Annotated in this window: 17 protein-coding genes and 1 tRNA gene; 11 read left to right on the forward strand and 7 right to left on the reverse strand. The window is 68.1% G+C overall.

What is annotated here, in order from left to right; genetic code table 11:
* The first annotated feature begins 5 nt into the window (after positions 1-5).
* The 3 genes from O6Y00_RS13675 to O6Y00_RS13685 all read left to right on the forward strand — a co-directional run bounded on the left by O6Y00_RS13675 (position 6) and on the right by O6Y00_RS13685 (position 6,517).
* Positions 6-1,136 carry a hypothetical protein gene (locus O6Y00_RS13675; RefSeq protein WP_353443148.1) on the forward strand — a complete coding sequence of 377 codons (1,131 nt, stop codon included), beginning with the start codon at positions 6-8 and terminating at the stop codon, positions 1,134-1,136.
* Between the two features lie 70 nt (positions 1,137-1,206).
* A complete protein-coding gene (locus tag O6Y00_RS13680; RefSeq protein ID WP_353443149.1) occupies positions 1,207-6,246 on the forward strand; it encodes a hypothetical protein in 5,040 nt (1,679 codons plus the stop codon).
* Between the two features lie 16 nt (positions 6,247-6,262).
* Positions 6,263-6,517, forward strand: a complete 255-nt coding sequence (locus O6Y00_RS13685; protein ID WP_353443150.1) for a hypothetical protein — start codon at positions 6,263-6,265, stop codon at positions 6,515-6,517.
* 141 nt (positions 6,518-6,658) lie between these two features.
* Here O6Y00_RS13685 and O6Y00_RS13690 read toward each other — a convergent pair whose 3' ends face one another.
* The 3 genes from O6Y00_RS13690 to O6Y00_RS13700 all read right to left on the reverse strand — a co-directional run bounded on the left by O6Y00_RS13690 (position 6,659) and on the right by O6Y00_RS13700 (position 7,925).
* Entirely contained in the window at positions 6,659-6,811 is a 153-nt protein-coding gene (locus tag O6Y00_RS13690; protein WP_175518116.1) for a hypothetical protein, read from the reverse strand.
* Between the two features lie 99 nt (positions 6,812-6,910).
* Positions 6,911-6,997: transfer RNA gene (locus O6Y00_RS13695), tRNA-Leu, on the reverse strand.
* 109 nt (positions 6,998-7,106) lie between these two features.
* Positions 7,107-7,925: an MJ0042-type zinc finger domain-containing protein gene (locus tag O6Y00_RS13700; protein WP_353443151.1), complete on the reverse strand. Its 819-nt coding sequence runs from the start codon at positions 7,923-7,925 to the stop codon at positions 7,107-7,109.
* Positions 7,926-8,077: 152 nt separating this feature from the next.
* Here O6Y00_RS13700 and ftsE point away from each other — a divergent pair, with 152 nt between their 5' ends.
* The 4 genes from ftsE to O6Y00_RS13720 are packed head-to-tail and all read left to right on the forward strand — an operon-like array spanning position 8,078 to position 10,912.
* Entirely contained in the window at positions 8,078-8,785 is a 708-nt protein-coding gene (gene ftsE, locus O6Y00_RS13705) for a cell division ATP-binding protein FtsE (protein ID WP_353443152.1), read from the forward strand.
* Between the two features lie 18 nt (positions 8,786-8,803).
* Entirely contained in the window at positions 8,804-9,688 is an 885-nt protein-coding gene (locus tag O6Y00_RS13710) for a cell division protein FtsX (RefSeq protein ID WP_353443153.1), read from the forward strand.
* A 10-nt stretch (positions 9,689-9,698) separates the two neighbouring features.
* A complete protein-coding gene (locus O6Y00_RS13715; RefSeq protein ID WP_353443154.1) occupies positions 9,699-10,235 on the forward strand; it encodes a YdcF family protein in 537 nt (178 codons plus the stop codon).
* Positions 10,232-10,912 carry a lysophospholipid acyltransferase family protein gene (locus O6Y00_RS13720; RefSeq protein ID WP_353443155.1) on the forward strand — a complete coding sequence of 227 codons (681 nt, stop codon included), beginning with the start codon at positions 10,232-10,234 and terminating at the stop codon, positions 10,910-10,912. The genes O6Y00_RS13715 and O6Y00_RS13720 overlap by 4 nt, the downstream gene beginning before the upstream one ends.
* 161 nt (positions 10,913-11,073) lie before the next feature.
* On the opposite strand, the gene O6Y00_RS13725 is transcribed toward O6Y00_RS13720, so the two are convergent.
* Together O6Y00_RS13725 and hisC are read right to left on the reverse strand one after the other, a co-directional pair.
* The gene (locus O6Y00_RS13725; RefSeq protein ID WP_353443156.1) at positions 11,074-11,982 is read right to left on the reverse strand and encodes a prephenate/arogenate dehydrogenase family protein; all 909 of its coding nucleotides are present in this window, start codon (positions 11,980-11,982) and stop codon (positions 11,074-11,076) included.
* A complete protein-coding gene (gene hisC / locus O6Y00_RS13730; RefSeq protein WP_353443157.1) occupies positions 11,982-13,091 on the reverse strand; it encodes a histidinol-phosphate transaminase in 1,110 nt (369 codons plus the stop codon). Before hisC ends, O6Y00_RS13725 begins: the two co-directional genes overlap by 1 nt.
* Before the next feature lie 443 nt (positions 13,092-13,534).
* Between hisC and metX the strand changes: the two genes are divergently transcribed.
* From metX to O6Y00_RS13750, 4 genes are all read left to right on the forward strand, one after another.
* A complete protein-coding gene (gene metX, locus O6Y00_RS13735; protein WP_435368629.1) occupies positions 13,535-14,701 on the forward strand; it encodes a homoserine O-acetyltransferase MetX in 1,167 nt (388 codons plus the stop codon).
* Positions 14,698-15,132 carry a GNAT family N-acetyltransferase gene (locus tag O6Y00_RS13740; protein WP_353443158.1) on the forward strand — a complete coding sequence of 145 codons (435 nt, stop codon included), beginning with the start codon at positions 14,698-14,700 and terminating at the stop codon, positions 15,130-15,132. The genes metX and O6Y00_RS13740 overlap by 4 nt, the downstream gene beginning before the upstream one ends.
* Positions 15,129-15,716 (forward strand): methionine biosynthesis protein MetW, encoded by a 588-nt coding sequence (metW, locus tag O6Y00_RS13745; RefSeq protein ID WP_353443159.1) that lies wholly within the window; start codon positions 15,129-15,131, stop codon positions 15,714-15,716. Before O6Y00_RS13740 ends, metW begins: the two co-directional genes overlap by 4 nt.
* Positions 15,717-15,819: 103 nt before the next feature.
* On the forward strand, positions 15,820-16,206 hold the full coding sequence (locus O6Y00_RS13750; protein ID WP_353443160.1) for a response regulator: 387 nt from the start codon (positions 15,820-15,822) through the stop codon (positions 16,204-16,206).
* On the opposite strand, the gene O6Y00_RS13755 is transcribed toward O6Y00_RS13750, so the two are convergent.
* Positions 16,196-17,725, reverse strand: coding sequence for a sensor histidine kinase (locus O6Y00_RS13755; protein ID WP_353443161.1), 1,530 nt, complete (start codon positions 17,723-17,725; stop codon positions 16,196-16,198). The genes O6Y00_RS13750 and O6Y00_RS13755 overlap by 11 nt on opposite strands.
* Positions 17,726-17,730: 5 nt before the next feature.
* Positions 17,731-18,333 (reverse strand): single-stranded DNA-binding protein, encoded by a 603-nt coding sequence (gene ssb, locus O6Y00_RS13760; RefSeq protein WP_353443162.1) that lies wholly within the window; start codon positions 18,331-18,333, stop codon positions 17,731-17,733.
* Positions 18,334-18,337 lie beyond the last annotated feature (4 nt).

Here is an 18,337-nt window from a genome sequence, read left to right on the forward strand (position 1 = left end):
GAGACATGCATACAAAAGGGGTAATACGCACGCTGCTGGCCGGTACGGCCGCCATCGTGTCGATCGGTACGATGACGGGCACCGCCAGCGCGCAGACGCCGGGCCCGGCCGGCACCGCTGCCGGCACGACCATCACCAACACCGCGCAGGCCAGCTACACCGTCAACGGCGTCCAGCAATCGGCGACGTCGAACGCGGCGACGTTCGTGGTCGATCGCAAGGTCAACCTGACCGTCACCACCAACCAGCCGGCCAACACGCAGGTCGCGATCGGCCAGGCGGCTGCGGTCACCACGTTCAAGGTGACCAACAACACCAACGGTACGCAGGATTTCCTGCTGTCGACCAGCCAGACGCCGATCCAGGGGCTGTTCACCGGCGACAATTTCGACGTGAGCAACATCCACGTCTATGTCGATTCGAACGGCAACGGCACCTATGATGCGGGCGTCGACGTCGGCACCTACATCAACGAACTCGCGGCCGATCAGTCGGCGGTCGTGTTCATCGTCGCCGACATTCCCAACCAGCAGACCGCCGCGCTCGCCGGCATCACGCTGATCGCTCAGGTTGCCGCGGGTGGCGATGCCGCCGCGCAGGGTACCCCGCTGGTGCCGAGCATCCTCGCCAACGACGACAATGCCGTCGACGTGGTGTTCGCCGACAATGATTCGGACGGCCTCGGGCTCGATGTCGCCAACAACGGCCAGGGTCGTGCTTCGCTCGGCTACGAAATCACGACGCGCAACGTCGCGCTGACCGTGTCGAAGAGCTCGGTCGTGATCTCGGATCCGGTCACCGGCATCGTCCTGCCAAAGGCGATTCCGGGCGCGATCGTGCAATATTGCCTGATCGTCAACAACGCGACGCTGCTGGTGCCCGCCAACAACGTCAACCTGACCGACACCATCCCGACCAACACCACCTATGTACCGGGTTCGATCACGATCGGCGGCCTCGGTCTGGCCGGCGCATGCGTGCTGAACGGGTTCACCGCGAACGACGACGGATCGGCGATCCCGCTCACCACCTACACCGGCTCGTACAATGCCGGCACGAAGAAGGTGACCGCGACGATCCCGGTGCTGATCGGTGGTGCCTCGGTTGCCGCCAGCTTCCGCGTGACGGTCAACTAACTCCCACTCCTCGAACACAAGGATCGCCCGATCCCGGCGCGTGGCGACGCGTGCCGGGAGAGGACCCTTCATGCCCAGATTTCCCGCCCTTGCGCGCTTCGGCGCCCCCGTTTTGGGAGCCCTTCTCGAGCTTGCCGTCGGCAGTCTGCCGGCTGCAGCACAGGGGAGTGCGCAGACGCGTATCCAGAATACCGCAGTCCTGTCGTTCGACGGTCCAGGCAGCGACTCCGGCGTACGCACGGTGCAGTCCAACACGGTGTCGCTCGACGTGAACCGTGCCAAGCGTCCGACGACGCTCAGTTTTCATCTGCCGCCGCCCAATTACGACCTGACCGGCGCGACGTGCCAGACCGCACCCAATTTGCTGTTCACGCCAGCGCCGATCGACGCCGCTACGTTTGCGGCTTCGCCCTGGGTCGCCGCGATCGATATCTATGCCGACATGATCCTGGTGCTCGACAACCAGGCCGGCAATCACGACGCGACGGTACGCGAGACGTCGATCATCTCCGTCGATGTCGGCACGATCCACACCATGCTCACCCTCACCGAGACCGCGGCCGACAGCGGCATCTTCGCCGGCGGCATCCCCGCTTCCGCGACCGGCAAGCATCCCGAACTCGCCGCGTGCGACATCCGCAACATGCGCGGCGCGACGATCAAGCTCGCCTTTGTCGAGGACGGCTACAGCCTCGCCTCGACGGCCTCGCTGCTGATCGATCCGGCCGGCTACACGTTCGATTCGCGGACCGGCGCACTGGTCGACGGCACCACCGTGTCGCTGGTCGACGAGGCAGGTGCGCCGGCCACCGTCTTCGGTGACGACGGCGCCAGCCGCTACCCCTCCACCGTCGTCACCGGCCAGCCCGTCACCGACGCCAGCGGGCGCATTTATCTAGGCGAAACAGGGCGTTACCGCTTCCCGCTGTCGGCGCCCGGCCGCTATTACTTGAAGGTCACGCCGCCCGGCACCTACACCGCGCCCTCCACCGTCGATCGCGCCACGCTGGCCGCGCTCAAGGATCCGCAAGGCCGCAGCTTCATCCTCAACGACACCAGCTTCGGCGGTGCGCTGACGCTGTCGACGCCCGAGCCGTTCTCCGCCGACATCCCGCTCGACAGCCCCGGCGCGGGCACGTTGCTGCTGACCAAGGTCGCCTCGGTCCGCGAAGCTGCGCCCGGCGATTTCGTCCAGTATCTGCTGCGCATCACCAACCGCGATTCGGTGCCGGCGCGCGGGCTGCACGTCGCCGACACGTTGCCGCGCGGCCTGCGCTACGAACGCAATTCCGCGCGCGGGGGTGACGAGCCGACCGTCTCCAGCGATGGCCGCAATCTCGACTTCGCGATCCCGCTGCTGGCCGCGGGTGCGTCGACCGAGCTGAAATACGTCGTCAGCATCGCCCCCGGCGCCCCCACCGGCGAAGCGCTCAACCGTGCGCGGGTCGCAGGGCAGGGGAGCGTCACCAGCAACGAAGCCGCCGCCTCCGTACGGCTGCGCCCGCTGCTGTTCACCGACGCGATGACGATCATCGGCCGCGTGACCGAGGGTAATTGCGGCGATCCGGTCGACAAGCGCAAGGGCGTGCCCGGAATCCGCCTGCTGATGGAGGACGGCACGTTCGTCGTCACCGATCGCGACGGCCTGTACCATTTCGAGGGCGTCCGCGCCGGGCGTCACGTCGTCCAGATCGACACGTCCAGCATCCCCGCGACGCACGCACCGGTCGCCTGCGACATCGACACGCGCCAGGCCAACAGCCCGATCTCGCGCTTCGTCGAGGGCGATGGCGGCTTGCTCAAGCGTGTCGATTTCCAGCTCAAGCCGACCGGCAAGGCCGCCGCGGCCGATGCCGGGCTCCCCGTCGCGATCCTCGACGACGCCACCGCGGCGGGCAGCCGCGACTGGCTCGGCGCAGGCCAGACTCCCGGTATCGACTGGCTGTTCCCCAGCGCCGATCACAACCCGCGCGCCCCGATCGTCCGTGCCGTGGTGAAGCATATGCCCGGCCAGCGCGTCGCGCTCACGATCAATGGCAAGCAGGTCGAGCCGCTCGCGTTCGACGGCACCGACGCGCGCGACGGCACCGACATCGCGGTCTCGCGCTGGACCGGCATCCCGCTCATTGATGGCGACAACCGGCTTCAGGCGCGCGTCCTCGCCGCCGACGGCAGCGTCGTGAAGACGCTCGACCGGGTGGTGCATTATTCGGGGATCGGCGTCCGCGCGGTGTTCGACGCGGCCAGCAGCCGGCTCGTCGCCGACGGTCTCACTCGCCCGCTGCTCGCGGTGCGCGTCACCGACAAGACCGGTCGCCCGGTTCGCGCCGGTACGCTCGTGCCCTTCGCCGTCGACCAGCCCTACACCGCCGCGGTCGAGGCCGAGCTCGAACAGGGCCGCCAGCTCGCCGGTCGTGACCGCTCCGCGACCACCGCGCAGGTGGTCGGCGACGACGGCCTCGCCTTCATCGCGCTCCAGCCGACCACGCAGGCCGGCGCGGTCCACGCGATCGTCTCGCTCACCGACGAGAAGACCGTCCACAGCAACGAGATCCGCGCCTGGCTCGCCGCATCCCAGAAGGATTGGGTCGTGGTCGGCTTCGGGGCCGGCTCGATCGGCTACGACATGCTCAGCAAGCGCCAGTCGGGCCTGCCGCGCGCGCAGCGTAACAGCGTCGTCACCGACGGCCAGCTCGCCTTCTACGCCAAGGGCCGCGTCAAGGGTTCGTGGCTGGCGACGATCGCGTACGACAGCGACCGCAAATACGATCCCGACCGCGGCCTGCTCGGGACGATCGATCCCGACCGCTATTACACCGTCTATGGCGATGGCTCGCGCCAGGGTTATGACGCCGCGACCCGCCGGAAGCTGTATCTGCGGCTCGAGCGTCGCGAATTCTACGCGCTGTTCGGCGATTTCGAGACCGGCTTCACCGACACGCAACTGACCCGCTACAACCGCACGCTCAACGGCATCAAGGCCGCCTACGAGGGCAAGCGGATCCGCGCGACCGGGTTCGCCGCCAATACCGACACGCTGTATTCGCGCGACGAGATCCAGGGCAACGGCCTGTCCGGCCCCTACCGCCTGTCGGGGCGCGACATCGTGCCGAACAGCGACAAGCTGCGGCTGGAGACGCGCGACCGCTTCCGCTCCGAGCTGATCGTCGCGAGCACCGAGCTGACGCGCCACATCGATTACGACATCGACACGTCGATGGGCACGATCCGCTTCCGCCAGCCGATCCTGAGCCGCGACAGCAGCCTGAACCCGATCTTCATCGTCGCCGATTACGAGGTCGAGGGCGGCAAGTCGTCGAAGCTCGCCGCCGCCGCGCGCGTGGCGACCAAGCTGGCGAACGGCCGCGTCGAGGTCGGCGTCGCCGCGATCCGCGACGAGACCGTCGACAAGGCCACCGTGCTGGGCGCCGATATCAAGGCGCGCGTCACCGCCAACACCGAATTGCGTGGCGAGATCGCCAAGGGGGGGCGCCAGGGTCTCGGACAAGGCCTCGCCTATCTCGCCGAGGTCGATCACCACGGCACGAAGCTCGATCTGCTCGCTTATGCCCGCCAGCAGGATACCGCGTTCGGCGTCGGTCAGCAGAACCTCGTCGAGGCCGGCACGCGCAAGTTCGGGCTCGACGGTCGCCTCCACCTCACCGATCGGCTGAGCCTGTCCGGCGTCGCGTGGCACCAGCAGCAGCTCGACAGCGCCGGCACGCGCACCGCCGCCGATGCGCGGATCGAATATCGCCGCGACACCGGGACGATCTTCGTCGGCGGCCAGTACGCGTCGGATCGCGGCATGGACGGCAAGGATCGCGACAGCCGGTTGCTGACGCTGGGCGGTACGCAGGCGCTGTTCGGCGACAAGGTGACCGTCACCGCGCAGACCCAGTTCGCGCCCGGCGGCGACAGCGACAGCGTCGACTTTCCGATCCGCCACCAGATCCAGCTCGCCTACCGGATCAAGCCCGGCATCCGCCTGATCGGCGGCTACGAGATCGCCAAGGGCGACGGCTTTGTCGCGCATACCAAGCAGTTCGGTGTCGATGTCGCGCCGTGGACCGGTGCCAAGTTGATGAGCACGCTCAACCAGCAGGCAATCGGCGAGAACGGCGCGCGTACCTATGCGCAATACGGACTCAGCCAGTCGGTGCCGCTCGGCAAGCACTGGACGGTCGACGGGACCCTCGACGCCAGCAACACGCTGAAGGGCCGGATTCCGGACGGCGCGGTCGTCAACGCGTTCCAGCCGGTCACCTCGGGCGGCTATGTCGGGCAGGACCAGACCAACGGCGATTACGCGGCCGCCACCTTGGGCGCGACCTACCGCCAGGCGCGCTGGTCGGTGAACGGACGGCTCGAATATCGCAACGCCGATAGCGGCGATCGCTGGGGGATCACCACCAACTTCCTGCGCACGTTGGGGCAGGGCAAGACGCTCGCCTCGAGCGTCAAGGCGTACACGATCAAGGACAAGACCGGCGCGGTCGCCACCTATGCCACCGCCGACGTCGCGCTCGCCTTCCGCCCGCTCGACAGCCGCTGGTCGCTGCTCGAACGCCTCGAACTGCGCCACGAAAGCGCCGATGCCGGGTTCACCGACTCCAATGCGCTGGGCGTGCCCGCCTATGGCGGCGGCGATCAGGTGACGACGCGCGCGATCAACAACCTCGCCGTCAACTACCGCACCGGCCCCGAGGGGCTTGGCCACGGTACCGAGGCGACGCTGTATTACGGTGCGAAATACGTCGCCGGGCGCTTCGCCGACGACACGTACGACGGCTATATCGACGTTACCGGGTTCGAGCTGCGCCAGGATGTCGGCACGCGGATCGACGTCGGCGTGGCGGGCTCGGTCCAGCATGCCTGGTCGCGCGGCGCCTGGTCGTGGAGCGGCGGGCCGTCGGTCGGCGTGTCGCCCGCGCAGAACATGTGGATCACCGCGGGCTACAATGTCTCGGGCTACCGCGACCGCGATTTCGAGGACGACCGCTACACGCGGCAGGGGCCGTACGTCACGATGCGGCTGAAATTCGACCAGACGACGATCGGCCCCGTTCTCGGCGGCGCCACGCGCGCGCTGTTCGGCAGCCGACGATAAACAGGGAGAGAGACATATGCCGATGCCGAGCCAGGCCACACCGATGACACCGCCGCGCGACTTTACCGATCACGGCCCCTGCGTCGAAGACCTTGCCCGGGAGTTCGCCAAGCAGGACGCAGCGACCAGCGAGGCACTGATCGAGACGCTGGCGACCCAGGCGATCCGTCAATGGCGCCTCGACGACGCCACCTTCTGGCAGCGCGTGAAGTTCCAGGCCCGCATGATTCGCGCGCAGAACGGCTCCGGCTCCGCTCCGGGTCGGCAATGAATCAAAATCCTCCCCCGCCAGGGGGAGGTGGCTGGCCCTTGCCAGACGGAGGGGGAGGACACGGAGCAGAGGTCATCGCGTGCCTCCCCCTCCGTCACCTTCGGCGCCACCTCCCCCTGGCGGGGGAGGATCGAGGACGACCTATTTCTCGTCGGTGGTCAGCTTCACCTTGTTGGGCAATTTCTTCCCCTTGGTCCGCCGCGACGGCAGCTGGACCGGGTTCTTCTTCTTCCACTGCGCAAACGTCATCGGCCCCTCGGGCGTCTCGATGATCGTGTCGTCGATCGAACTCATGCAAGATCCTTCACGCGCGCCCAAATCTCTTCACGCACGCCAACGCACGAGCGCGGCAAGGGGGACCCTCGAAGGGGTGGTTCACTCGATCTGGAAAAATGGTGCGGCCAAGAAGACTCGAACTTCCACGGGCTTTCGCCCACAACGACCTCAACGTTGCGCGTCTACCAGTTCCGCCATGGCCGCCCATGAAACATCACCGGGCGAACCCGGCATCTGGTAGGCGAGCGCCACTAGCAAGGGTTTCCGGCTCGCGCAACGCCCTTTGCGACAAACTATGCGATCGACCGCAAATTCAGGGCTTGGCCTCGCCCGCGAAGCTCAGTTCGAGCCGCTTCGAATTGGGCGGCACATTCAGCGTCGCCGAATTGAAGTCGACCGCGCCACCCGGCGCCAGCGTCCGCTGCTGCGGCGTGATCGTCCAGCTATACACCAGCCGCCCTTGCGCATCGCGCAGTTCGGCGCGGATATCGGGCACGCGCTGGCGCTGGTCGGACGGGTTGGTCACCTGGCCGCTGACCGCGAACAGCTCGGAGCCATTGTCGAGTTCGCGCCGCTCGATCGGATTGTCGCGCAGCCGCAGCGGGGTCTCCTCGCTGCCCAGGCCGAGGTTCAGCTTGGCGGCGACACCGGGCGCGCCGAGATAGACGATCGCACCGACCGCGATCAGCATCAGCAGACCGGCGGCCACTGCGGCGATCGTCCAGCGCCGCGTCATGTTGCGACGCGGGCGGAAAGACTGTGCGGCCGCCGCGGTCGGCGCCATGACCGGCTCGGCGAACGGTGGAGCGAACAGTGCCTCCGGCGCGACGGCGTCGGGCGCCGCGGCGAAGGTCGGCGTGCGCGGCATGAACGACGGCAGCGTGAACCCGTCGCCCGGCCCGGCGTTCGACTCCTCGACCGGTGGATGCACCAGCGGCGCAAGCGGCGGCGGCACCGGGGCGGGGGTCGAACGGGGCGGCATGGCGTCCGCGGAGATCGGCATCGGTTCGGGGGCAGGGGCCTGGAACCAGCTATGCCGGCAATTCGCGCATCGCACGGTGCGTCCGTCGGTGCCGATAGCGCTGTCGGGCACCAGATAGCGCGTGCTGCACTCGGGACATTGGAGGATCATGGATACGCTTCACCAGCGGCCACCGGAGCGCGGCCGTTCATCGCGACGAATAAGCACGCCCCCGCCTCGCGTGGCAAGCTTGAAGCGGCGCGCGCTTTCATGCGAAAGCGGGTTGCAGGGCATAAGCGGGCGAGAGCGGACGCAACCACGTCATGGCGAATATCGTCCAGTTCGAAAATGTCGGTCTTCGGTACGGCACGGGTCAGGAGACCCTGAGCGACGTGAGCTTCACGCTGCGCAGCGGCGCGTTCTATTTTCTCACCGGTGCGAGCGGCGCGGGCAAGACCTCGCTGTTGAAGCTGCTGTATCTCGCGCAGCGCCCGACGCGCGGCATCATCCGGCTGTTCGGCGAGGATGCGGTGGTGCTCGCGCGCGATCGCCTGCCGGGGTTTCGTCGCCGGATCGGCGTGGTGTTCCAGGATTTCCGGCTCGTCCCGCATCTGTCGACCTGGGACAATATCGCGCTGCCACTGCGCGTCGCCGGCATGCCCGAGGCCGACATCGTCCAGCCGGTGCGCGAGATGCTCGCCTGGGTCGGCCTCGGCGATCGTGCGGAGGCGCGGCCCGCGACGCTGTCGGGCGGCGAGCAGCAGCGCGTTGCGATCGCCCGCGCGGTGATCGGTCGGCCGGAGATCCTGGTCGCGGACGAGCCGACCGGCAACGTCGATCCCGACATGGCCGAGCGCCTGCTGCATCTGTTCGAATCGCTCAACAAGCTCGGCACCACTGTGGTCGTCGCGACGCACGACTTCCACCTGCTGAGCCGGATCCCGGGTGCGCAGATGATGCGGCTGGATCGTGGCCGGTTGATCGATCCGACCGGCTCGCTCCGCTATCCCCCGACGCGGCCGGATTCATGAGGGTCCGGTCATGAGTATATGGTCGTGAGCCGCCCTGCGGAACGCCGCGTCCTCGACGAGGTCGGCGGCTTGCGCGCGATGACGTGGGTGATGGCGATCATGCTGTTCCTGACGATGCTCGCCGCCGCGCTCGGGCTTGCGACCGCCGGCGCCGCGCGGCTGCTCGAACGGCAGCTCGGCGGGCGGCTCACCGTGCAGGTCGTCAGCGGCGATCCGGTCCGTCGCGACGCCGTTGCGGCGCAGATACTCGCCCGGCTGAAGACGATGCCCGGCGTGGCGAAGGCGGTCGCGGTCGATCGCGCCGAGCTGACCCGCCTGCTGGCACCCTGGATGGGTGAAGACGGCGCGGATCCGCAACTGCCGGTGCCCGCGATGATCGACGTCGACCTGGTCGATCGCACCGACGCCGCCGTCTCCCGAATCGCCGAGACGGTGCGTCGATCGAGCCCGCTGGTCCGCGTCGACCGGCACGAAAGCTGGATGTCCCCGGTCAGCGGCGTGATGCGGTCGATGACCCTGCTCGCGCTCGCGCTGGTGCTGTTGATGGCGAGCGCGACCGCAGCCGTGGTCGTGCTCGCCGCGCGCGCGGGGCTGGAGACGCACCGCGCGACGATCGAGGTGATGCACATGCTCGGCTCGACCGACGTCCAGGTGGCGCGGCTGTTCCAGCGGCGGATCGCGCTGGATGCGGCGATCGGCGGCATCGGCGGCGGCGTGGCGGCGTTGCTGGTCGTGGGGGCGATCGGCATGCGCCTGCACGGACTCGGCTCCGAACTGATCGGCGGCGTGACGCTGTCCGGTACCGATTGGGGCCTGTTGCTTTGCCTGCCGCTCGCGTTCGTGCTGCTCGCGACACTCTCGGCGCGCGTCACGGTCGTCCGTGCGTTGCGGCGCATCCTGTGAGGAGCGTCGCATGATCGTCCGCCTCTTCGGCGTGTTCGGCCTGGCCTGGGCGTTCGGGTTCGCGCTGTTCATGCTGATGCTGCCCGAGCCGCTCGACGGTGTCACCACCGACGCGATCGTCGTGCCGACCGGCGGGGCGGGGCGAATCGATCGTGGCATCGTCCTGCTGCGTCGTCACCAGGCGCGGCGGATGCTCGTCACCGGCGTTGCGCCGGGCGTGCGACCGATCGATCTCGCGCTCGAATACCGCACGTCGCCGGCGCTGTTCGCCTGTTGCATCGATCTCGGCGGCGACGCGGTCGACACGCGCTCCAATGCCGAGGAGACCGCGCGGTGGGTGCGTGTCCACAGATACCGCTCGGTCCGGCTGGTGACCTCCGACTGGCATCTGGCGCGCGCGCGGATGGAATTGTCGGCGGCGCTCGGCAAGGACGTCGTGATTCTCGGCGACGGCGTCGGGGGTACGCCGCGGCTGGGCACGCTCGTCAATGAATATAACAAGTTGATCCTTCGCCGGATCGCGTTGTGGATTGGATTTGGCGGATGATCTGGCTGCGCAACTGGGCCTTCATGCTCGTTTTCTACACGATCTCGGTGCCGATCGTGGTGACCGTGCCGATCTCCGCGTTGTTCGGGACCCGCGCGGTGATCGTACATTCGACGATCTGGACGCGCTTCCACCGCTGGTGCGCGCGCGTGATCCTCGGCGTGCATATCCGGATCGAGGGGACCCGCCCGACCGAACCCGCTTTCTATGCGTGCAAGCACCAGGCGATGTTCGAGACGCTCGAGTTGCAGGCCCTGCTCGACGGCCCGGCGATCGTGCTGAAGCGCGAACTCGCCGATATCCCGGCCTGGGGCTGGGCCGCGCGCAAATACGGTGCGATCGTCGTCGACCGCGAAGCCTCGGCCAAGGCGCTCCGCAGCATGATGCGCGAAGCCGGCGAGGCCAAGGCGACCGGCCGCTCGATCCTGATATTCCCCGAGGGCACGCGCGTTCTACCGGGCGAGCATCCGCCGCTGAAGCCGGGATTCGCCGGGCTCTACCGCGCGCTGAAGATGCCGACCGTGCCGATCGCCTGCGACAGCGGACTGGTATGGCCGAAAAAGGGCCCGAAGCTGCCCGGCATCATCACCTTCCGCTTCGGCGAGGTGATCCCGCCCGGCCTCCCACGCGAGGAGGCCGAGCAGCGCGTCCACGCGGCGATGAACGCGCTCGATTAGCACCGACAGTCGACCACCACTCGGTCACCACCCCGGCGAAGGCCGGGGCCCAGTTGGGGGACGTCGCTAATAGGCGTTGCGCGTCGTTACGCCGACCTCCCAACTGGGCCCCGGCCTTCGCCGGGGTGGTGGCATTCTTCGGTACGGCGCGGGCTCAGCCCTCACCCGTGCGTCCGCCCGAAATCCTGGACGTCGTCGTCCTGCCCCTGCTCGACGATGCTCCGCCGGATCGCCCGGGTCCGCGTGAACAGGTCGAACAGCGCATCGCCGTCACCCCAGCGGATCGCCCGCTGGAGATGACTCAGATCCTCCGAAAAACGCTGCAACATCTCCAGCACCGCCTCGCGATTATTCAGGAAGATGTCGCGCCACATCGTCGGGTCCGACGCCGCGATCCGCGTGAAGTCGCGAAATCCTCCGGCCGAGTATTTGATGACCTCCGACTGCGTCACTTCCTCGAGATCGCCCGCGGTGCCGACGATCGTATAGGCGATCAGATGCGGCAGATGGCTGGTGACGGCGAGGACGCGGTCGTGATGCTCGGGCGCCATCGTCTCGACCTGCGCGCCGAGCCGACGCCAGAATTCCGACACGCGCTCGACCGCGACCGGATCGGCGCCCTCGGGCGGCGTGACGATGCACCAGCGACCACGGAACAGCGTCGCGAACCCGGCCTCGGGGCCGCTCCGCTCGGTGCCCGCGACCGGATGCGCGGGGATGACGGTGGCGTTCGGCAGCGCCTCGGTCAGCGCGCGGACGATCTCGGCCTTGCAGCTGCCGACGTCGCTGACGACCGCATCGGCGGGGAGTTCATTCGCGAACTCGGCGGCGACCTCGCCCATGATGCCGACCGGCACGCACAGGATCACGAGGTCGGCATCGATCACCGCCGCGCCGGCCGAACCGGCAACGTCATCGCAGAACTGCAACCGGTCCGCCGCGTCGCGCACGGTCGCGTCGGCATCGTAGCCGGTCACGCGGACCGTCGGCATCGCTTCCTGTACCGCGCGCGCCACCGACGAGCCGATCAGTCCCAGCCCGATGATCGTGACGCGCGCGAACGGCAGCATCAGGCGTTGTCGACCAACGTACGCAGCGCCGCGGTGACGCCGCGCGTTTCCGCCTCGGTGCCGATCGTGATGCGCAGCGCGTTGGGCAGGCCCTGGCCGGGCAGCCAGCGGACGATGTAGCCCGCGTCCATCAGCCCGTGATACGCGGCGTCGGCGGTCAGCTTGCCCTCGAACAGCACGAGCACGAAATTCGCCTTCGACGGCACGCAGCGCAAGCCCGCATTGCCCATCTGCCCGATCTGCTCGACGAACCAGCCGCGCCACGTGTCGTTATGTGCGCGCGTCGCGTCGACGAAAGCGGTGTCGCCGATCGCGGCGACCGCGGCGGCTTGGCCTGCGGTCGTCACGTTGAACGGCGCGCGGATGCGGTGCATCGCGTCGATGATCGGCGCGCAGGCATAGCCCCAGCCGATCCGCTCGGCGGCGAGGCCGTGGATCTTCGAGAAGGTCCGCGTGACGAGCACGTTCGCCTCGGTCATCGCCAGCGCGAGGCCGGCATCGTCCTCTTCCGGCGACAGATATTCGGCATAGGCCTGGTCGAGCACGAGCAGCACCGACTTCGGCAGCCCCGCATGCAGCCGCGCGATTTCCGCGCGCGGCGTGAACGTGCCGGTCGGGTTGTTCGGGTTGGCGACGAAGACGACGCGCGTACGCTCGGTAACCGCGGCGAGGATCGCGTCGACGTCGGTCGCATAGTCGCGGTCGTCGACGATGACGAGCTCGGCACCGACGCGGCGCGTCGCGATCTCGTACACCGCGAAGCCGTAGCGGACCTGAATGATCTCGTCGCCGGGGCCCGCATAGGCACCCGCGACCAGGTGCAGGATCTCGTCCGAGCCAGTGCCGTAGATCACGCGCGCCGGATCGAGGTCGTAATGCGCCGCCAGCGCCTCGCGCAACTCGACCGCGCCCGCATCGGGATAGCGTTCCAGCGTCCGGTCGGCGGCATCGAACGCGGCCTTGGCGGCGGGGCTGGTGCCGAGCGGATTCTCGTTCGACGACAGCTTGATCACCGTGCGGCCATCGTCGGTCGTCGAACGACCGGGCGTGTACGGCGCGATCCCCATGATCCAGGGCTTCGGCGCAGGGGCGGGCGTGATGTGTGTCATGGCCGCGGGACATAGCGGGCCCGGTGGCGCAGTGGCAAATCTTTGTGCGTGGGGGTGGGGGGGCGATGCGTGCGATCATCGGCAAAAGATCGACAGGCCCACCCTTCTCCCGTCATCCTGACGAAAGTCAGGACCCAGGGTAACAAGCGGTGACGTTCATGGCTCTGGGTCCTGACTTTCGTCAGGATGACGGAGCAGGACGGGACGGAGCACGGGGGGATCGATGACGGGTCACAGAGGGGGGGACGGCCCAAACGATCCTCCCCCGCCAGGGGGAGGTGGCGCGAAGCGACGGAGGGGGAGGATGCGCAACAGCGGTTTTCCCTTCCGCCCCCTCCGTCTGGCAAGCGCCAGCCACCTCCCCCTTGCGGGGGAGGATCGAGATGGCCTGCCTTCGTACCCACGCAGGACGCACCGCCACGCTGGCATGTTCGCGACCGCTTATGGTAGCGCGCGTCATGCTCGACCCCGCGACCATCGACCCCAGCACCAGCACCAGCACCGACCAGCGCTTCGGCCTCGCCCGCCGCGTCACGCTGCCCGGCCCGCTCAGGCTCGACGGCGGCGTGCAGCTCTCCCCGGTCGACATCGCCTACGAGACCTACGGCAATCTCAACGCCGACGCCTCGAACGCCGTCCTCATTTGTCACGCGCTCACCGGCGACCAGCACGTCGCGTCGCACCACCCGCGCACCGGCAAACCCGGCTGGTGGACGCGCATGGTCGGCGAGGGCAAGCCGATCGATCCCGCGCGCCACTTCGTCGTCTGTGCCAACGTGCTCGGCAGCTGCATGGGCACGTCAGGCCCCGCGACGATCAACCCCGCGACCGGCCGCCCCTGGGCGATGGGCTTCCCGGTCATCACGATCCGCGACATGGTGCGCGCGCAGGCGATGCTGCTCGATCATCTCGGCGTCGAGGTGCTCCACGCGGTGGTCGGCGGATCGATGGGCGGGATGCAGGCGCTGAGCTGGCCCGCGACCTTCCCCGACCGCGTGAAGGCGTGCGTCGTGATCGCCTCGACCGCGCGCCACACCGCGCAGAACATCGCCTTCCACGAGGTCGGGCGGCAGGCGGTCATGGCCGATCCGAACTGGCGTGGCGGCGAGTATCATGACGACGACGCGCCGACCGCCGGGCTCGCGGTCGCGCGGATGGCGGCGCACATCACGTACTTGTCCGAGGCAGGGCTGACCGAGAAGTTCGGCCGCCGCCTCCAGGCGCGCGACGCAAAATCCTTCGGGTTCGACGCGGATTTCCAGGTCGAGAGCTATCTGCGCCATCAGGGGCTCGCCTTCACCGACCGGTTCGACGCGAACTCGTATCTCTACATCACGCGCGCGATGGATTATTTCGATCTCGCCGAGGAGCATGGCGGCCTGCTCGCAAATGCCTTCCGTGCGACCAGATCGCGGTTCTGCCTCGTCAGCTTCGACACCGATTGGCTCTACCCGACCGCCGAATCGCGCGCGATCGTCCAGGCCCTGAACGCAGCCGGCGCGCCGGTCAGCTTCGTCGAGCTGTCGAGCCCCTACGGCCACGACGCGTTCCTGCTCGAAGCCCCCGACCTCAATCGCGTCGTCGACGGCTTCCTGAGGGCCGGGCGATGACGGTCATCCTGTCCGACGACGCAGGCAGGTTGCAGATCGACCGCATCCACGGCTGGCTGGCGAGCAGCTACTGGGCGCCGGGCATCGAGCGTTCGCTGGTCGAGCGCGCGATCGCCGGCTCGCACTGCCTCGGCGCCTACGAGAACGACGCGCAGGTCGGCTTCGCCCGGATGATCACCGATCACGCGACCTTCGCCTGGCTCGCCGACGTCTGGGTCGACGAGTCGGTGCGCGGGCAGGGGCTCGGGCGGCGGATGGTCAGCTGGTTCCTCGATCACCCGTCGTTCGCCGGGTTGCGCAGGTTCGGCCTCGTCACCGCCGACGCGCACGGCGTGTATGCGGACCTTGGTTTCCATTCGCTCGTGCGCCCCGATCGCTACATGGAACGCCTCGCCCCGGGCTTGGCCGAGCAATTGCGGACCGCACCATGACCTTACGCACCGACCTCGCCGTCATCGCCGAGAACGTCGCGCAAGGCAGCCGCGTGCTCGATATCGGCTGTGGCGACGGCGCGCTGATGGCGGCGCTGCGCGACACCCGCGACGTCGATGCGCGCGGGCTGGAGATCGATGCGCGCAACGTCGCCTCGGCGGTCGCGCGCGGGCTGTCGGTGATCCAGGGCGACGCGGATATCGACCTCGCCGGCTATCCCGACGCGAGCTTCGACTACGCCATCCTCAGCCAGACGCTGCAGACCGCGCGCGCGCCCGATCTCGTCCTCGATCACCTGCTCCGGATCGGCCGCCGCGCGTTCGTCAGCTTCCCCAATTTCGCGCACTGGCGCGTGCGGCTGTCGCTGCTGTGGGGTGGGCGGATGCCGGTGACGCGGCAATTGCCCGAGAGCTGGTACGACACGCCCAACATCCACCACGTCACGATCGACGATTTCCGCAGCTTCGTGAAGGCGCGCGGGATCACGGTCGAGGACGCGTGGTTCCTGTCGGGCGACAAGCGCACCGGCGCGGGCGGTGCCAACCTGCTCGCCGAGCACGCGGTGTTCCTGCTGCGACGGTAATCGATTGCAGAACGGTGCGACAATCGGGCCATATCGGGACAAGCCGTTGATCCAAATTACCGATTTGGCGGAACCGATCGGTTGGCGACTGGTTACTTCGCCGATGACCAAGACCGCCCTCATTGTCGAAGACGAAATCTTCGTCGCGCTCGATCTCGAGCGAATCCTGATGGATGCCGGCTACGGCGTCGCCGGGATCGCCGCGGATCGCGACAGTGCGATCGCGGCGGCACCGGGCTGCAACTTCGCGTTCGTCGACATCAACCTGCGCGACGGACCGACCGGGCCGGAGATCGCCAGGCGGATGGCGCAGGATTACGGCGTCAAGGTCGTGTTCGTCACCGCCAACCCCGCGCAGATCGGCGACGCGGAGTGCCTCGGCTATATCCGCAAGCCGTTCAGCGATGCCGCGATCCTGGCTGCCGCGGCGCTTGCCTGCAACGACGAGCCGATCGCGCACGACGACGTCATTCGCGTCGTCAACGGCTGAACGCGGCTTTCGGGATCGTCAGGTCGACGATCAGGCCGTCGTCGTTCCAGGTTCGGGTCACGCTGCCACCCAGCTGACGCACGGCGCTCATCTCGATCAACTGCGTGCCGAAGCCCGCTGGCGTCGTCGGCTTCGTGACCGTCGGGCCGCCGTCCTCGCACCAGTTCAGCGCGACCGTCTCGTCGTTCGCCGTCACGGTTATTCTCACGGTGCCGAGTTCGGCTGCTAGCGCGCCGTATTTGGTCGCGTTGGTCGCCAGTTCGTGAAACAGCAGGGCCAGCGGCGTCGCCGAGCGATCGTCGATCGCCACGTCGTCGCCCGTCACGCTGAGGCGGACGCCGTCGGCGCGCTGATACGGCTCGAACAACTCCTGCAACAGCCCGTGCAGGCTGTTCTGCGCCGCCGATGGACGCGAGTTGGCGCTGTGCGGGCGGACGAAGTCGTGTGCCCGGCCCAAAGCGGTGATCCGGTGGCGCAGGTCGGTCGCGATCCCCGCGAACTCCGGCTTCCCCCGCGCCGAAAACGCGATCAGCCCGGCGATCACCGCGAAGATGTTCTTGATGCGGTGGCTCAGCTCCTGGCTGATGATCTCGCGCTCTTCATAGGCGAGCTTCTGTTCGTGGATATCGGTGCACGTGCCGAACCAGCGCTGGATCGCACCGCCCTCGTCGCGCACCGGCAGCGCCCGGCCCAGCACCCAGCGATAGGTGCCGTCGCAATGCCGCAGCCGATATTCGATATTATACGGCTCGCCGGTCTCGAGCGAGTGCCGCCAGACCGACCAGGCGCGATCCTGATCCTCGGGATGGAACATGTCGTTCCAGCCCTCGCCGTCGGTCGTCCCCGCGGGCGTGCCGGTAAATTCATACCAGCGCGCATTGAAATAATCGTGGAAGCCGTCGGGCAGCGTCGACCACACCATCTGCGGCATCGTGTCGGCGAGCGTGCGGAACTTCAGGTCGCTCGCCTCGAGCACGCGGCGTGCCTCAGTCTCGGCAAAGGCCTGCTCGCGCGCCGTGCGGCGATCGTCGAGTCGCCCCATCGCCGCCTTGGCGAGCAACGTCAGGCCGTCGCGCTGGAACCGCGTCAGCCCCTCGCGCGCATCCGGCGCTAGCACGCACAGCGATCCCAGCGGTACGCCCTCGCTCGAAACCAGCGGCGCCCCCGCATAGAAGCGTACGAAGGGCGCGCCGGTCACCAGCGCATTGTCGGTAAAGCGAGGGTCCGCGCGCGCGTCGGGCACTTCCATCACGTCGTGATGATGCATCGCGTGCGCACAGAACGACATGCTGCGCGGCGTCTGCTCGAGATCGGTGCCGGTGCGCGAGAGGAAGCGCTGATATTCCTCCTCGACCAGGCTCAGCAACGCGATCGGCGCGTCGCAGAGCTCCGCCGCGAACGCCACGATATCGTCGAGCTGGCCTTTGGCGCGCGCGCCCGCGACGTCGTAGGCCGAGATCACGCGTGAGCGCTCGGCCTCGTCGAACGAGAGGGGCGGGGCATACTGCAGCGTCGTCATCGAGATCAGAACGGCACGTCGTCGTCGAGATCGTCCGAGAAGCCGCCGGTCTGGCCGAAGCTGCCGCCGCGTGCGCCGCCACCGCTGCCGCCACCCGAGGGTGCGCTACCGCCGCGACCACCGCCACTGCCGCCGTAACCGCCGCCGCCACTCGACGAACCACCGCCGAAGTCATTGCCGCCGCCACCGCCGGCCCAGTCGTCGCCACCGCCGCGGCTACCGCCGCCGCCGCCTGCACCACCGCCTGCGCCGCCGTTAGGACCGTCGAGCATCGTCAGGACGCTGTTGAAGCCCTGCAGCACGATCTCGGTCGAATATTTGTCCTGGCCCTGCGCGTCCTGCCACTTCCGGGTCTGGAGCGCGCCCTCGATATAGACCTTGCTGCCCTTGCGCAGATACTTCTCGGCGACGTTGGCCAGACCTTCGTTGAAGATCGCGACCGAATGCCATTCGGTCTTTTCCTTGCGCTCGCCCGACATCTTGTCCTTCCAGGACTCGGATGTCGCGATGCGCAGATTGACGACCTTGCCGCCGTTCTGGAACGCCTTGCTCTCCGGGTCGCGACCCAGATTGCCGACGATGATGACCTTGTTGACGCTGCCTGCCATGATG

Source organism: Sphingomonas faeni (assembly GCF_040407565.1).
Lineage (GTDB): Bacteria > Pseudomonadota > Alphaproteobacteria > Sphingomonadales > Sphingomonadaceae > Sphingomonas > Sphingomonas faeni_F.

Coding starts and splice junctions, on each gene's coding strand:
- O6Y00_RS13725 (WP_353443156.1), bottom strand. CDS start 11,982: ATGCTGCCGTTCGCGCGCGTCACGATCATCGGGCTGGGACTGATCGGC.
- O6Y00_RS13710 (WP_353443153.1), top strand. CDS start 8,804: ATGGTCGTGAGCCGCCCTGCGGAACGCCGCGTCCTCGACGAGGTCGGC.
- O6Y00_RS13720 (WP_353443155.1), top strand. CDS start 10,232: ATGATCTGGCTGCGCAACTGGGCCTTCATGCTCGTTTTCTACACGATC.
- O6Y00_RS13700 (WP_353443151.1), bottom strand. CDS start 7,925: ATGATCCTCCAATGTCCCGAGTGCAGCACGCGCTATCTGGTGCCCGAC.
- O6Y00_RS13690 (WP_175518116.1), bottom strand. CDS start 6,811: ATGAGTTCGATCGACGACACGATCATCGAGACGCCCGAGGGGCCGATG.
- ssb (WP_353443162.1), bottom strand. CDS start 18,333: ATGGCAGGCAGCGTCAACAAGGTCATCATCGTCGGCAATCTGGGTCGC.
- O6Y00_RS13755 (WP_353443161.1), bottom strand. CDS start 17,725: ATGACGACGCTGCAGTATGCCCCGCCCCTCTCGTTCGACGAGGCCGAG.
- O6Y00_RS13715 (WP_353443154.1), top strand. CDS start 9,699: ATGATCGTCCGCCTCTTCGGCGTGTTCGGCCTGGCCTGGGCGTTCGGG.
- O6Y00_RS13750 (WP_353443160.1), top strand. CDS start 15,820: ATGACCAAGACCGCCCTCATTGTCGAAGACGAAATCTTCGTCGCGCTC.
- O6Y00_RS13740 (WP_353443158.1), top strand. CDS start 14,698: ATGACGGTCATCCTGTCCGACGACGCAGGCAGGTTGCAGATCGACCGC.
- ftsE (WP_353443152.1), top strand. CDS start 8,078: ATGGCGAATATCGTCCAGTTCGAAAATGTCGGTCTTCGGTACGGCACG.
- metW (WP_353443159.1), top strand. CDS start 15,129: ATGACCTTACGCACCGACCTCGCCGTCATCGCCGAGAACGTCGCGCAA.
- hisC (WP_353443157.1), bottom strand. CDS start 13,091: ATGACACACATCACGCCCGCCCCTGCGCCGAAGCCCTGGATCATGGGG.
- metX (WP_435368629.1), top strand. CDS start 13,535: ATGGTAGCGCGCGTCATGCTCGACCCCGCGACCATCGACCCCAGCACC.
- O6Y00_RS13675 (WP_353443148.1), top strand. CDS start 6: ATGCATACAAAAGGGGTAATACGCACGCTGCTGGCCGGTACGGCCGCC.
- O6Y00_RS13680 (WP_353443149.1), top strand. CDS start 1,207: ATGCCCAGATTTCCCGCCCTTGCGCGCTTCGGCGCCCCCGTTTTGGGA.
- O6Y00_RS13685 (WP_353443150.1), top strand. CDS start 6,263: ATGCCGATGCCGAGCCAGGCCACACCGATGACACCGCCGCGCGACTTT.